This is a genomic window from Roseibium salinum (assembly GCF_026240905.1).
GTDB classification, from domain to species: Bacteria; Pseudomonadota; Alphaproteobacteria; order Rhizobiales; family Stappiaceae; genus Roseibium; species Roseibium salinum.
In genome coordinates, this window is record NZ_JAPEVI010000003.1 from 2568251 (window position 1) to 2582316 (window position 14066).

Consider the following 14066-nt stretch of genomic DNA (forward strand, 5'->3'; position numbering starts at 1 on the left):
TGGCATCACACGACGACGCGGCTCCAGCTTCCATAGCGGTTGCGGATAGGACCGCGCGGTACGCAGAGCGCTATCAGGGCAAACCCGGCGAGGCTGCCTACCGCCGTCTGCAATGCGCTCGCACTGGCCACGAAGGGTATGATGATGAGGGCGAGCCCGAACAGGGCATTGAGGAACCGCAAGGCACGCGCCGCCTCGGCCATGGCGGCCACGCTCACGGTGATCACCAGCGACCCGATGAGATGGTCCGCGTCGGCCATTACGCCGCTCGCGCCGAGTGTCAGCCGCGTGAACATGAGCCACACGCCGATCAGCGCGGAGAGCGCCAGCGTCCAGGTGACGCCGATGCCACCGGCGAGCATTTCCCGGATAACGGCGAGCGGCGATTGCTCGAAGCTGTCTTCGCCCTCGCGGCTGTCACCTTCGTCCGTGTCGCCGCTCAGGAAGACGCGCAGGATCGGCCGGCCGGCGCGGCGCCTGCGGGCCAGGAACTGGCCGGTGGCAATCAGTTCGTCGACCGAATACGGTATCTGGATCACCATTGCGGCAGCCGCGATCAGGCACAGCGTGCACCACGTGCCGAGCACGATCGGCTGGATGACGATAAAGGTGATGGAGACCACGCCGAGCGGTACGATCATGATCCCGAAGATGACCACCAGCCATGGCATGGTGCGCCAGCGGCGCGAGGAACCGACGATCCCCGTGAGGATCTCCAGCATGTATGTCAACGCGCCCAGGCCGGCATCCGGCACGGGCCAGGCCTCGGAGACGCTGGACGTGATGATTTCCTCGGTGCCGTTCTTCGGATCGCCCGCGGCGCCTGCGAAAAAGGCTCCCAGACGCCGTCGATGTGGCCGAGCTGATAGGCGGCCATGTAGCGCGACACGTACAGCCCCAGGACGGCCAGGATGATGATCGGCAAGCGCTGGAACCAGCTCGACGGCGAATAGTCCCAGCCGGGCGGGATGGTCGGCCCGGTGGTCGCGGCGGGAATGCTCACGCCCGCCGGAGGCCGCGTCAGCACCGCAAAGCCGAAGATCAGCGCACCGACCAGCGTGCCGTTCAGATAGGCGGCCGCCGTCGGTGCCCAGAAGACGAGCGGCGCCGTCATGACCCAGGCACCGACGGCCGCAAGCGGCCAGCGGATCAGCCCGAAGCGCCAGGACAGCGAGACGAAGGCGAGCGCAATCACAAGGGCGCCGGAAATGCCGTCGCTCCAGAACATCCAGGGGGATTCATAACCGAGCATCGGCGGGCTGGTAATGAGCCAGGCGCCCAGGCCCATGTTGAGGAAAGCGGCCCATCGGAAGCGCTCATGGGCGTCGCGATAGGCTGCCTCGGCATCGGCACGCAGTTTGTCCGGCCGCTCGCTCCGTTCACCGGCCGTCTCCAGCCAGGGCGGAGGCGTGATGCCGTTGGCCTCGTACCAGCCAAGCGGATCCGCCTTGAGGTTCGCGATCATGTCCGGGATCGTATCCAGGATGAAATGCTTCGGTTCCCATCCCAGAAGCTCGCGCGCCCGGGAGATGTCGAGTTCATAGTGATCGTCGGCAATCTCCACCATGAACGGGCGGATGAACGGTTTTTCGCCCTGGTCGAAATCGTCGGGAATGATCGGCTCGCTCTTGGCCTCAAGCCAGGCACCGGCCCCGGCGAGCGTTTTGGGGATCTTGTAGGTGCGCCAGTCCTCTTCACCGTGGATCAAATCGGCGATCTTTTCCTGCAGCGCCTGATAGGAGGCCGCCTCGGGCTCGCCGACCAGGATGGTCGTCTCGGCGGGCAGCTTCGCGCGCCGGTCGACGGCTCTGACGAAGGCATCGACCATGTCATCCTTGTGAATGAAGGACTGGCCGGTCTCGGTTGACCCCGAATAGGCATGCGCCTTGGGATCACGTTCATAGATGCGCCTGATCTGCTCCGACAGTGTCGGCACCGCGGTGCGTTCGTCGTAGAGACCGGCAAGGTGCAGAAGCACATAGGGGATTTCTCCGTGCTCCTCGCGTATCACCTCCTCCGCCCGGGCCTTGGACTGCGGGTAGGCCCAGTTCGGCTCGACGGGAGTGCGTTCGTCAACAGGCTCTCCCGGACTGCCTGCCCGGTGGACCAGCATGGTGCCGGAATAGACGAGCTGCTCGACCTCGAAATCCTGCAAGCCGCGCAGCAGATTGCGCGTGCCCTCGATATTGACCTTTTCGTATAACGGGTGGTCCTTTCCGGTGAAGTCGAAATAGGCTGCCAGGTGGATCACAGAGGCGATCCTGCCGCCGTATTTGTCGCGAAAGCGGCGCAGAGCCAGTTTCACCGAATCCTCGGAGGACAGGTCGAGCCCGAACAGTTCGCAGTCGGCCTTCTTTCCCTCAAGATCGAGCCCGGCCAGCGTGTAATTCGGCGAAAGGGCGGATATCAGCGCCGAACCGATATCGCCCGCCGCTCCTGTGATGAGGACAACCGGCTTGGCCGCCGGCTTTGTTTTCGGGGTCTTTGTGGTCTTTTTGGCCATCAGGCGGCCCTTTGGTCGCGGTACCGGTTGATCACGCCGCCCTTGAGCAGCATGTCCCGCTCGCGGCGCGTGGCTTCAAGTGTCAGTTCGATATCGGGCCCATCCTTGATCGAGGCGCGCACGGTGGTCCCGTCAGTGACCGCGTTTCTGAGGCCGGCGAAGCGAAGGATCTGTCCTTCCGACGGTGCCTCCTGCCCGTCCGGCAATGTCAGCGGCAGGACTCCGTAATTGATCAGGTTCTGACGGTGGATCCTGGCAAAGGACCGGGCGATCACGGCACGCAGGCCGAGCGATCGCGGGGCCAGCGCGGCATGTTCGCGGCTCGACCCCTGGCCGTAGTTTTCGCCGCCGACGACCGCGTGCCCGCCCTCGTGGAAAACGGCGTCCGCCCGTTCGGGATAGTCGGGATCGACGTCGCGGAAGACGAACCGGGCGATCCTGGGAATATTGCTGCGGAATGGCAGAACCTCGGCGCCCGCGGGCATGATCTCATCCGTCGAGATATCGTCGGGCGCCACTAGAAGCACCGGGAGTTCCAGCTCGTCCGGCAGGGCGGAGAAGGACGGCAGGGAGGCGATGTTGGAGCCCTTCACGAGTTCCACCTGCGCGGCGTCTTCCGGCGGCGGCGGCGCGGCGAACATGCCGGGCTCGGCCATCAGGCCATCCTCGATGCCGGTACGCGCGGCCCGGGCGCCGAGCGTGCGGGGATCCGTGATCCGTCCCGCAAGGGCGGAGGCGGCGGCGGTTTCCGGGCTGCACAGATAGACCGCATCTTCCACTGTGCCGGACCGTCCGGGGAAATTGCGCGGCACGGTCCGCAGGCTGATCCGTCCCGTGGCCGGGGCCTGGCCCATGCCGATGCAGCCGTTGCAGCCGGCCTGGTGAAGCCGCGCCCCGGCCGCCAGCAGGTTGACCAGATGGCCATTGCGCGACAGTTCGCTCAAGACCACTCGGCTGGTGGGATTGATGTCCAGCGACACGCCGGGCGGGATGCGTTCTCCCGCGACGATCCTGGCTGCAACGGCAAAGTCGCGATAACCCGGATTGGCCGACGACCCGATGTAGGCCTGATAGATCGGCTCAGAGGCAAGTTCGCGCACCGGCACGACATTTTCCGGACTGGACGGCTTGGCAATCAGCGGTTCGAGCCCGGAGAGATCGATCTCTTCTTCCAGGTCGTAGTCGGGCTCCTCGTCCGGCAGGAGCTCCACCCACTCGTCTTCACGGCCATGCGCGACCATGAAGGCCTTCACTGTCTCGTCGGACGGAAACACTGTTGTCGTCGCCCCCAGTTCCGTCCCCATATTGGCGATGACATGGCGGTCCATGGCCGTCAGGTTGTCGAGACCCGGCCCGGTGTATTCGATAATGCGCTTGAGGCCGCCGGACACGCCGTGCCGGCGCAGCATTTCCAGGATGATGTCCTTGGCGCTGACACCTTCGGGCAGGCTGCCCGTCAGATGAACGCCCCAGATCTCCGGCATCGTGATGGTGTAGGGTTCGCCGGCAATGGCCATGGCGACGTCGACCCCGCCGGCGCCGAAGGCCAGCATGCCGAGCGCGCCCGAAGCCGGGGTGTGGCTGTCCGAACCGATCAGCGACTTGCCCGGTACGCCGAAGCGCGCCATGTGCAGCGGGTGGCTGACGCCGTTGCCGGGTGGACTGAACCACAGCCCGAAGCGGCGTGCCGCGCTTTCAAGGAAAAGATGGTCCTCCGGGTTGCGGCTGTCTTCCTGCAGCAGATTGTGATCGACATATTGCACGGCGACCTCGGTCGCGGCGCGTTCAAGCTCCAGCGCCTCAAGGGTCAGCATGACCAGTGTGCCGGTTGCATCCTGCAGCAGCGCCTGGTCCATGCGGAGCGCGATTTCGGCGCCCGGCTCCATCTGGCCGTCGACCAGATGCGTCTCTAGCAGTTTGTGCGCGACTGGTTTTCCCATTGCCTTCCCCACAGCGAAAATCTGGCTGGAGCACTGTGCGTCCGGCCGGGCCGGGCTGCTCCAGTGCCTTGAAATTCATCAACTTATCAGCATCCAGCGGGTTCAATCTGAATGCGCGGTAATCTGCGCGGCCGAATGCGACCCCGTCCGATAAACGTCAGCCAGGGCGATATGTTCCGCTAGTCAGCCGGCCTCGGCGCGTATCTCGTCGGCCTCCTTGGCGAGCGACACATGCACAAGACCCGAGAGCAGGCGGGGCAGATCCCGCTTTTTGCCGACCAGGCGCGCCAGTGCTTCGGCGTCGTCGCCGAGGCCGAGATCGCGTGCCGTGTCGAGCGCCTTCCGGTCGGCGAAGGGATAGAGCTCGTCCCAGGCCAGTTGCACTTCGCGGAAGAAGATGTCGACGCCGACGTCGCCGATGCCCTTGAACTCCTTGAGCAGCGTGCGCTCGCGTGCCGGATCCTTGTCGGCGTCATCCCGCAGCCGGCGCAGGTCGCCCTTGTATTCATCCAGGAGCAATTGCGTCGTGTCAGCGATGTAGCGGGCGGTGCTTTCGTCATAGCGGGCATAGCCGGAGCGGTTGAGGACCTTGACCCGCTCTTCCCATGTCGTTGCCGCCATCTTTTCCGGCGTGCGCCAGCCTTCGGCAAACAAGGCCTCGGCGGCCTTCGCAGCCTGCGGCGCGGCGATGCGGGTGCTGAACAGCAGCGAGGCGATCAGCCACTGGTAAAGCGGCGACGGCGTATTGCTGCTCAGGTCCATATGCAACTCGTCGGCAAAGCTGTGCGGATAGCGGCGCAGAACCGACTTGGCGAGGCTTTGGGGATCATGCTCGGGCATTGTCGACTTTCCTGTCTATAGTCCGGCCACGGCCAGGAACAGCACCAGCAGGACGATACCGACAAGTCCGGCGACAAACACCGTTCGTTGCCAGCGTCTCTTGAGAATGATCTCGCCCTGGCTCACATCCTGCGCCGAATGCTCGGGCGGTTCCTTGCGCGGTGGCATAAGGGCCTCCTTTACGGATTGTTCCCCTGACCAACCCATCACAACGTCTTGAGTTCCAACTTGAGTTCCAGGGAACCGACCGGCAACTCGGCAGTTAGGCCCATAACTGAAAAGGAGCCGAAACATGTCCGACGCGGAAGACAGGGAACTGGACCGGCGCATCGAAGAGCGCGCACGGCATTTGTGGGAAGCTGCGGGAAAGCCGAAAGGGCAAATGGACGAGTTCCGGGAAGAGGCACGCCAGTTGATCGCACTTGAGGAGGATCCGAAATTCGCCACCCGGCCGGTCAAGGAAGCCACCGCCGACACCGACGGGGCCGAGTCCGGCATAGCCCTGGAGAACCAGGGAGAATTTCCCACCCTCACGGACCAGGGCGAGACGACGGCAGAGCCCAAATGGCCACGGCAGCGGAATGATGATGGAACATAACCATATTCCCTCACGTTGCCCTCCCGACGGGTCATACCCTCGGAAGACTTCAGCATGCCTGCGACAGAAGTAACGATATTCGGGGGCACCGGGTTCCTCGGCCACAGAATCAGCAACAAGCTGTTGCGGAACGGCGTGACCGTGCGGATCGCATCGCGTCACCCTGACAGCGTGAGGCCGCCCGCGGACGCGACCGGCCGGATGGTTCCCGTGAGGACGGATATCCGCGACCGCAGCCAGGTCGAACAGGCGGTCGACGGCGCCGACGGCGTGGTCAATGCGGTCAGTCTTTACGTGGAGCGCGGCGAGCTGACCTTCAACGCCATTCATGTCGAGGGCGCCCGCCGGGTCGCCGAGGCGGCCAGCGCTTGCGGCGCGGAGCGGCTGATACACCTGTCCGGCATCGGCGCCGACATTGCCTCTTCTTCATCCTACGTGCGCAGCCGCGCCCAGGGAGAGGAGGAAGTCAACACCGGTTTCGAACATGCCACGATCTTCCGCCCGAGCGCGATGTTCGGGCCGGACGATGCCCTTCTCAGCGCTTTCCTCTCGCTTGCCAAATGGATGCCGGTCGTGCCGCTGTTCGGCGACGGCCGCACCCGCTTGCAGCCGGTCTTCGTGGGCGATGTGGCCGACGCCGCAGTGACCGTGCTGACCCAGGAGGAGGCACCCGAGCGGATCTACGAGCTTGGAGGCCCGGATGTCGTGACGTACCGGCAGCTGGCCGAAACGGTTATGACTACCGGCGGAAAGAAGCGCCCTCTCGTACCGGTGCCGGAAATGATCTGGGACGGGCTTGCCGCAAGCGGCAGCCTTTTAAAAAATCCGCCCATTACCGAGGGACAGGTCGCCCTGTTGAAACGCGACAACGTCGCCTCGCCCGGCCGGCCGGGGCTCGCGGATCTCGGCGTCGACCCGACGCCGATCAAGGCGGTTCTAATCCAGATCCTTCATCAGAATTCGAAAGGAAACTAGCCATGCCGGCAATCGATCGAAACGAGCTCCAGCAGAAGATGGGCGAAAATGACGTCACGGTCATCGAAGTGCTCGATGCATCGCAATACAGGAAGTTCCATTTGCCAACGGCGATCAACATCCCCTTCGACGACCAGTTCGACCAGCAGGTGGCCAAGACCCTGCCAGACAAGAAGCATCCGGTTGCGCTCTATTGCATGGACAAGGATTGCCCGGCATCGAGCAAGGCCGCAGAACGCATGGAAACCCTCGGCTATTCCCGCGTCTACGACTACGAAGACGGCAAAATGGACTGGAAACAGGCGGGACTGCGCATTCACAAGTGACGGACTGCAAGTGACCGCACGGCCGGGAGCAACTTGAAGCGAACTGCTGCGCGTCAGACGTCGATCCCGAGCGCCCTGAGGCCGCCTGCCTTGAGGCTCTGGCGCAAATCGCCGTAGCCGTCCCAGTTGTTCGCCGCCCCGGGATCGGCGTTGTCAAGACGGAACTGGTCCGGCGCCGTGACCTCATCAAGCTGCTCCCAGCTGACCGGCCAGGCCAGCGGGGCGCCTTTGCGGGCGCGGGGCGAGAACGGGGCGATCGCGGTACTGCCGCGTTCGTTGCGCAGATAGTCGATGAAGATACGGCCCTTGCGCCTGGCCTTGCTCATCGTCGCGACGTAATTGTCCGGGTCTTCGCGGGCGACGTTCCTGGCAAGCTCGCCGGAAAAGGCCTTGACGATCGGCCATTCATGCCGCCGGACCAGCGGTGCGACCACGTGAATGCCCTTGCCGCCCGTCAGCAGAGGAAAGCTCTCGATATCGAATTGCGCGAGCACATCGCGCATGAGCGCTGCGCCCTGCTTCACCTTGGCGAAATCCATCCCCTCGTCGGGGTCGAGATCGAAAACCAGCCGGTCGGGCCGTTCAATGTCATCGATCTTCGAACCCCAGATATGCAGCTCGAGCACACCGAGTTGCGCAGCGGCAATCAGTGCTTCCTTTTTGGTGAAATACAGATAGTCGCTTCTGCCGCCATCCTTCTCGCGCACGCTTTTGCGACGGAATTCGTCCGGCAGGCCCGAGCCGCCGTGGCGCTGGAAGAAGCATTTGGTTTCCCGTCCGCGCGGACAGCGTACCAGGCTGACCAGGCGGCCGGCCGCATGCTCCAGCAGCGGCTCGGCCATCGTTTCGAAATAGCGGGCCAGATCGAGCTTGGTCAGTCCCTGCTGCGGGTAAAGCACCCGGTCCGGATGGGTCAGTTCTATGCCTGCAAGCTCGACCATGGTTTGTCATTCCGCCATTCGGCACCGCACCGGATCAGGCAACCGCCACGACCCCGAACAGGAGCGAGATCAGCAGGATGGCGAGAACGACGAAGATCAGGATCTGGGCACCGGAAGCGGCAACGCCCGCCAGTCTCGGCAGCCCCAGAAGGCTGGCCGCCGCAGCGACGATCAGAAGAATGAGAATCCACTCCAACATGGTCTAAACCTTTCTACCGCGCTGCCGTTGCGCCAGCAGCTCAATTGAAATCGGATTGGAAACGGGCGAGGCCGGAAGAAAGTTCCTGACTACTGTCTGTTTTCTCTAGCATTTCGGAATCTCGTCAGCTTGCCGGGGGAACGGCAATCACGAAGTAGAGGTAGATCAGCGAAAACAGCAAGACCAGGCCGATCATCGACCAGAACAGAATGCGCAGGTTCATGCGACGGCGGTTACCCTGACGGATTTCGGTCGGCGTCTTGTGCGGATCATAAGTAGGCATGTCGATCCTCCTAAATTATACAGAAGGAACGGCAACGGGGTCGCAGAGGTTCCGTTCCATTCAGGCAAGAAGTCGCCCGGGGTTCCGCCCGTATGGTCGCGCCGGCTGTCCACGACTTTCCGGAACTCGCGCAGCGCCGAACCGGTCACGCGCCGGCCGGCCTTTTCCTGTCCTTCTCCCTTTGGGCCGGCATCGGGATCCTGATGTTCACCTTCAGGCCGTCGTTGTCGTACCGGCGTTCGATCGTGCCGCCGAGCCGGCCCCTGATATTGGCGTCCATCAGCTTGGTGCCGAAGCCCTCGCCCTCGGGGGGCCGGACGTCACCACCGGCATTCTCGTTCCAGTCAAGAACCAGCATGCGGTGCTGCCCTTCGCCTTCGAGGCGCCAGGTCACCGACAGATCGCCCGACTTCTCGGACATGCCGCCATATTTCAGGGCGTTGGTGGCAAGTTCGTGAAAGGTGAGCCCCAAGGCCTGTGCCCTCTCCTCATTGAGCTTGACCGGCGGGCCCGAGAGCTTCGCCTGTTCCAGCTTCTCGCCGAACACTTGACGCAACTCTATGGAAATATGCTCCTCCAGGTCGGCCTCGTTCCAGCGTGAACTGACAAGGAGGTCCTGGGCATTGGCCATGGCCTGCAACCGCGCCACGAAGGACTGGGAGAACTCTTCAATCGTGTCGGAACCGGCGGCCGTCTGCCGGGCCATTGCGAGAATGCGGGAAATCGAATTCTTGATCCGGTGCTGCATCTCCTGCAGCATCAGATCCTTTTCCTGCATCGAGCGGGCCGTGAAGAGATTGAGCGCGTGGGCCGTGGAGATGACCCGAAGTTGCGCATGTGCGGCCACCGCAAGCGCGAGCGCGAGTATCAGCGACACGCCGGCGATGGTGTATGAGCCGAAATAGATGTGGGACTCCGCCATTTCCGGTGTCGGCCGCACGAAAAGCTTCCATCTCCGCCCCGCGACCTGCACTGTTCTTTCGGCAGGCTTGATGCCGGCGATCTCTTCCGAATCGTAGCCGGAGGTCTGGAACAGAGGTTTCGTTTCATCGAAGCCGGCATCCACGGACTTCAATTCGACCTCCAGATCCGTCGACCTTTCCAGCACATTTTGGTGCAAGTCCGCGATCCGCAACAGGCCGAATACAAATCCGCTCACCTGACTGATCGGATCATCCGCCTCGCCTACCGCCTTTTCGAGAGGAATGAAAACAAAGACTCCTTGCGCAGGCATGCGATCGCCCAGGAGCGTCAGGGGAACTGGCGAGGTGGCGCGGGCTTCGCTCGACATCATCGCCTGCCGCATCGCCTGCCGCAGAGTTTCGTCGGCGAACATGTCAGAACCGAGCATGTTCTCGGTCTTGTCGTTGTGAGGTTCCGCCAGGACGACCGGGGTGCGCCACAACTGCTCGGTGTCCGGCCGGATCGTTGGTGCCAGGTCGTAGTAGCTGGCGATATCCGCCGCTGCCAGTTCTTCATCACCACGATTGATCCGGCGGGCATAGCCGATGCTCTCCAGACTGTCGAACCGGATTTCAAGCCCGATTCCGCTCACATAGGACCTGAAAGCGGGACGCGAAAGATTGTCCTGATTGGCGGCCAGAAACGAGTGGGCGGACATCAGGAGCATGATCTGACGGTTGATCCGGTCGCTGAACCGGCCGGCAAGGTCATCCGCGAGCAGTTCCAGCCGGACCGCCCGGGTCTCCCGCTCCGCACGGTGGGCCACCAACGCCATGCCAACTCCGGCTACGGCGACAAACAGGAAGACCGCAAGTGGCAATAGCCAGTTGGAATGTACCCGGGAAATGTGAAGCGGCATGCCGAAACACCCATCTGAATAACTGAAACCGTTTTCGGTAGATCATAGCTCAACTGCACATCGGATCTTCACGTCTCGTTGGCACACATGAGTAGCCTGTTGCTATTGTCCCTCAAGAATTAACGTTTCAAATCATGTGGGCGCAAGTTGTGGCAATTTGGGGGCACCTCCCGCCACAGTCAATTAATTCCTCTTCATCCTTTGATGACCGCCTGCCCTGTCCTCGCGTGCGCTCGGAACCAAGGCGGCGCTTCCGGAGTTTTCTGGAAGGAACGGGGTTGCCGTTCTGACAATCAACAAGGGAGCATAACCATGAACTGGGACCAAGTGGCCGGTAACTGGAAGCAATTCAAAGGCAATCTGCAGCAGAACTGGGGCCGGCTGACCGGCGACGACCTCGACGTCATCGACGGCAACCGCATGCTGCTGATCGGCAAGTTGCAGGAGCGTTACGGCAAGGGCAAGGAAGAAGCCGAACGCGAAGTCGACGAGTGGCTGACCCGGCACTGACCGGGCTCAACTGTGAGAGTCTGCCGGAAAGACCAGCCGGTAGCTGATCCGGGAGTCGCCGATATCATAGTCGGCGGCTCCATTTACTGATTTCGGTACAATACGCTCGAGCACCGCACTTCCGAAGCGCGGTGCAATTTCCGTCCGCTCGCGTCCGGGCGGCAGCTCTTCGATCCAACTGATCTCGATCGCGTCCCTGTCGTCGAGGGTTGTCCGGCCGCAATGAACGGTTATTCCCGGCTCCGTGCCGACCCGCGCGCCGTAGCTCACCGCATTGACCGCCAGTTCATGCAGCGCCAGCCCCACATGCAGCGACATGTTCGGCGTCAGGAGGAGATTTTCTCCTGTGATCGAGACGAGATGCTGTTCCTCGGGGAGATAAGTGTCGATCTGACGACGGACCAGATCCTCGAAATAGGCTCCCTGCCAGCTGGTATCCGTAATCAGGTCCTGGGAATGGGACAACGAATAGAGGCGGCCGTGGAATTTTTCGAGAAACTGTGGAAGCGACCATGAATGCTTCGCCGTCTGTGCAGCCAGGCTCTGGATGATCGCCATGAGATTTTTCGAGCGGTGGCTGACCTCGCGCAACAGGGTGGTCAGGAGCTTCTGGTGCCGTCTGTTCTCGGACTCGTCCACGATCATCGTCAGAAGGTCACCGCTGCCGGCCGCGTCGACCTTGAGCGGTTCGACAATGAATTCAAAGTACCGCCCGGATTCCGTCTCGTGTTCCATCCGGCTGATCTTGCCAGTCTCCACCGCGCGCTGCTTGAGGGCCGCAATCCTGGAGGCAAGTTCGGCGCCGAACAGGCTCTCATCGGTGGGCGGCGCACCGGCATCCACATGCCAGTCCCCGAGAAGGTTCGCGATGAACAGGTAATCTCCCCGGCGGTCCTGCAGCATGACACAGATCCCGGTGCGGGACAGGGCGACTATCAGGTAGCGGCGGAACCGCTCCTCATCCTGGCCGGGTTTTTCCCAGATCAGTCCCTGCCGTCCCTGGCTCACGTCATGCTCCGTCGCTCCGCATTCGCGCGGGCTGGTGCCAGCGGATCTTTTCCATTATCCGCCACGTCCCATTGTCGAGGATTCGGGTGCAACGGATCAACCGACATGGCAAAAAAATCATCCGTCGTCCTTCCGGCGGTGGAAAATCCGAAGTCCCTGTGCCCGGCAGACCGGCGACAGGCCACCGATGACCGGGGCCTGGACCCTGTGTCGACCCGCATTCACATCAGAAATCGTTCGAATGCAGATCGATCGTTTTCGAACCGCCATACTCCCTCGGTCTGTGCCCCTGCTACTACACGCGCTCTAGGACGCTTTCGCTTGAACGTCCTCGTTGAAGAACAGAGCTTGGGAAATTAGCGTTTTTACCATCTCTGGATTGAAGGGTTTGGTGACCAGGAAAGCCGGTTCGGGCCGTTCGCCGGTCAGGAGACGCTCGGGAAAGGCGGTGATGAAAATCACCGGAATACGGTCGGTTTTCAGCATGTCGTTGACCGCATCGATGCCCGAACTGCCATCGGCGAGTTGAATATCGGCCAGGACCATTCTGGGGCTCGTGGCCCGGAAGAGTTCCATCGCTTCCGTGCGCGTGCGGGCGATGCCGGTTACCTTGTGCCCCAGATCCTTGACCATCTGCTCGATGTCCATGGCGATCAACGGTTCGTCCTCGATGATCAGGATCTCGGTCGCAACCTGCCGGGAAATCTCAATCGAGGCTGCTTCAAGAAGCTTCTGCACCTCGTCGGCGTCCCTGTCGAGGATCTCCGCGATCTCGTCCAGCGAGAATTCCTCCACGGAATGAAGCAGAAAGGCCTGCCTTGGGAGCGGTGACACCCCTGCCATGTTGGCCGCTGCCCGGCGTTCCCAAGCGAAGGGCGAGTCCTTTGGCTGGATGTCGATCTGGGTCGTCGTGAATATTACGGAGAAGAGCCTGTACAGGGAGACGCGGTCGCTGCTGGTCTCCGGAAAGCTGGAGACATCGGCGATCAGCGCTTCAAGCGCCGCCGACACGTAAGCATCGCCGGATGTCTGCGAGCCGGTTACCGCTCTTGCGTAGCGGCGCAGATAGGGCAGATGCGGCGCGAGCCGGGTCGAAAGTGACATGACAGGTTCCCCTAAACTATCTCGAACTATTCTGCGCGAAACCACCCGTGGGCCGGTGGGCTCCACCGGTTTTTCGCGCTGGCCGGTCCATTTAAAATGGACTAACGCAAAAAAAGTTCCACAATGTGGCGGAACTTTTTTGTTCCCGCAGCTTGAGTTAGCGTGGGTGACTGCATAGGTTGAGCAGTAGCAAAGTGACAAAGAGATTATGAGCAGCGACAACAAACGCTTCGGGGCTGCCGGCCCCGATCCGAATAGCCGCATCTCGCAGAAATTGCGGGAACTCTACCGCTCGGTTGAACAGGAACCCGTTCCCGAACGTTTTCTGGACCTGTTGGAACAACTTGACCAAGCCGAAGAGAGCAATGCCGCAAAGACGGACAAAAACAGCCGGTGAAGAGGCGGCACGGGCGTTCAAGCGAGAAATGCTTGCCGCACTGCCGAACCTGCGCGCGTTCGCGTGTTCACTTGTCGGAAATCTGGACAAGGCCGACGACCTTGTTCAGGAGACAATCATGAAAGCCTGGGCAAAGCAGGAAAGCTTCGAGCCTGGCTCGAACATGAAAGCCTGGCTGTTCACCATCCTGCGCAACGAGTTTTACAGCCAGATGCGCAAGCGTGACCGTGAGGTGCAGGACAGCGAAGGGACCTATACGGAAAACCTTTCGGTGAATTCCGCCCAACAAGGTTCGCTCGACCTTCAGGACCTGCGCCGCGCACTAGCCCAATTGCCGGATGGCCAACGCGAAGCACTGATCCTCGTCGGGGCATCGGGACTTTCCTACGAGGAAGCCGCCGAAGTCTGTGGCTGCGCCGTCGGCACCGTCAAGAGCCGGGTCAGCCGCGCGCGGATCACCCTCAAGGAAGTCCTCGGGATCGAGGAAGACGAAGATTACGGCCCCTCCTCCGACCTGGCAGGCGCCTCCTCCCCTCCCTTCGCCCTTTAGACGATTGCCCCATAAGTAGAATACACTGGTCGCTCTGGAGCGGATCCATCTCCTGCGCCAAGGAGGCCTG

General features: G+C 62.0%; 17 protein-coding genes. 6 read left to right on the forward strand and 11 right to left on the reverse strand.

Annotated elements, in window-relative coordinates:
* Positions 1-5: 5 nt before the first annotated feature.
* From ON753_RS16450 to ON753_RS16470, 5 genes are all read right to left on the reverse strand, one after another.
* Positions 6-755 carry a vitamin K epoxide reductase family protein gene (locus tag ON753_RS16450; protein WP_265963696.1) on the reverse strand — a complete coding sequence of 250 codons (750 nt, stop codon included), beginning with the start codon at positions 753-755 and terminating at the stop codon, positions 6-8.
* The gene (locus ON753_RS16455; RefSeq protein WP_265963697.1) at positions 728-2503 is read right to left on the reverse strand and encodes an NAD-dependent epimerase/dehydratase family protein; all 1776 of its coding nucleotides are present in this window, start codon (positions 2501-2503) and stop codon (positions 728-730) included. Before ON753_RS16455 ends, ON753_RS16450 begins: the two co-directional genes overlap by 28 nt.
* Positions 2503-4443 carry an aconitate hydratase gene (locus tag ON753_RS16460; protein WP_265963698.1) on the reverse strand — a complete coding sequence of 647 codons (1941 nt, stop codon included), beginning with the start codon at positions 4441-4443 and terminating at the stop codon, positions 2503-2505. The genes ON753_RS16455 and ON753_RS16460 overlap by 1 nt, the downstream gene beginning before the upstream one ends.
* A 183-nt stretch (positions 4444-4626) precedes the next feature.
* The gene (locus ON753_RS16465) at positions 4627-5283 is read right to left on the reverse strand and encodes a hypothetical protein (RefSeq protein ID WP_265963699.1); all 657 of its coding nucleotides are present in this window, start codon (positions 5281-5283) and stop codon (positions 4627-4629) included.
* A 15-nt stretch (positions 5284-5298) separates the two neighbouring features.
* A complete protein-coding gene (locus tag ON753_RS16470; RefSeq protein ID WP_265963700.1) occupies positions 5299-5451 on the reverse strand; it encodes a hypothetical protein in 153 nt (50 codons plus the stop codon).
* A gap of 124 nt (positions 5452-5575) precedes the next feature.
* Between ON753_RS16470 and ON753_RS16475 the strand changes: the two genes are divergently transcribed.
* Genes ON753_RS16475 through ON753_RS16485 form a run of 3 tightly spaced genes read left to right on the forward strand, consistent with a single transcriptional unit; the run spans position 5576 to position 7182 of the window.
* Positions 5576-5881, forward strand: coding sequence for a DUF2934 domain-containing protein (locus ON753_RS16475; protein WP_265963701.1), 306 nt, complete (start codon positions 5576-5578; stop codon positions 5879-5881).
* Between the two features lie 54 nt (positions 5882-5935).
* Positions 5936-6856 (forward strand): complex I NDUFA9 subunit family protein, encoded by a 921-nt coding sequence (locus ON753_RS16480; protein WP_265963702.1) that lies wholly within the window; start codon positions 5936-5938, stop codon positions 6854-6856.
* A 2-nt stretch (positions 6857-6858) separates the two neighbouring features.
* Positions 6859-7182 carry a rhodanese-like domain-containing protein gene (locus ON753_RS16485; RefSeq protein ID WP_265963703.1) on the forward strand — a complete coding sequence of 108 codons (324 nt, stop codon included), beginning with the start codon at positions 6859-6861 and terminating at the stop codon, positions 7180-7182.
* Between the two features lie 53 nt (positions 7183-7235).
* Here the strand turns inward: ON753_RS16485 and ligD are convergent, their stop codons facing one another.
* The 4 genes from ligD to ON753_RS16505 all read right to left on the reverse strand — a co-directional run bounded on the left by ligD (position 7236) and on the right by ON753_RS16505 (position 10343).
* On the reverse strand, positions 7236-8123 hold the full coding sequence (gene ligD / locus ON753_RS16490) for a non-homologous end-joining DNA ligase (RefSeq protein ID WP_265963704.1): 888 nt from the start codon (positions 8121-8123) through the stop codon (positions 7236-7238).
* 34 nt (positions 8124-8157) lie between these two features.
* Entirely contained in the window at positions 8158-8322 is a 165-nt protein-coding gene (locus tag ON753_RS16495) for a DUF1328 family protein (protein ID WP_265963705.1), read from the reverse strand.
* Positions 8323-8446: 124 nt separating this feature from the next.
* Positions 8447-8605: a hypothetical protein gene (locus ON753_RS16500; RefSeq protein ID WP_265963706.1), complete on the reverse strand. Its 159-nt coding sequence runs from the start codon at positions 8603-8605 to the stop codon at positions 8447-8449.
* 145 nt (positions 8606-8750) lie between these two features.
* Positions 8751-10343, reverse strand: a complete 1593-nt coding sequence (locus ON753_RS16505; protein ID WP_265963707.1) for a CHASE domain-containing protein — start codon at positions 10341-10343, stop codon at positions 8751-8753.
* 396 nt (positions 10344-10739) lie between these two features.
* Between ON753_RS16505 and ON753_RS16510 the strand changes: the two genes are divergently transcribed.
* Positions 10740-10937 carry a CsbD family protein gene (locus ON753_RS16510; protein ID WP_265963708.1) on the forward strand — a complete coding sequence of 66 codons (198 nt, stop codon included), beginning with the start codon at positions 10740-10742 and terminating at the stop codon, positions 10935-10937.
* Positions 10938-10943: 6 nt separating this feature from the next.
* Here ON753_RS16510 and ON753_RS16515 read toward each other — a convergent pair whose 3' ends face one another.
* Complete coding sequence (locus tag ON753_RS16515) at positions 10944-11945, reverse strand: sensor histidine kinase (protein WP_265963709.1); 1002 nt, start codon at positions 11943-11945, stop codon at positions 10944-10946.
* A 306-nt stretch (positions 11946-12251) separates the two neighbouring features.
* Positions 12252-13049: a response regulator gene (locus tag ON753_RS16520; protein ID WP_265963710.1), complete on the reverse strand. Its 798-nt coding sequence runs from the start codon at positions 13047-13049 to the stop codon at positions 12252-12254.
* A 208-nt stretch (positions 13050-13257) separates the two neighbouring features.
* Here ON753_RS16520 and ON753_RS16525 point away from each other — a divergent pair, with 208 nt between their 5' ends.
* Complete coding sequence (locus ON753_RS16525) at positions 13258-13446, forward strand: NepR family anti-sigma factor (protein WP_265963711.1); 189 nt, start codon at positions 13258-13260, stop codon at positions 13444-13446.
* Complete coding sequence (locus tag ON753_RS16530; protein ID WP_265963712.1) at positions 13415-13996, forward strand: sigma-70 family RNA polymerase sigma factor; 582 nt, start codon at positions 13415-13417, stop codon at positions 13994-13996. The genes ON753_RS16525 and ON753_RS16530 overlap by 32 nt, the downstream gene beginning before the upstream one ends.
* Positions 13997-14066 lie beyond the last annotated feature (70 nt).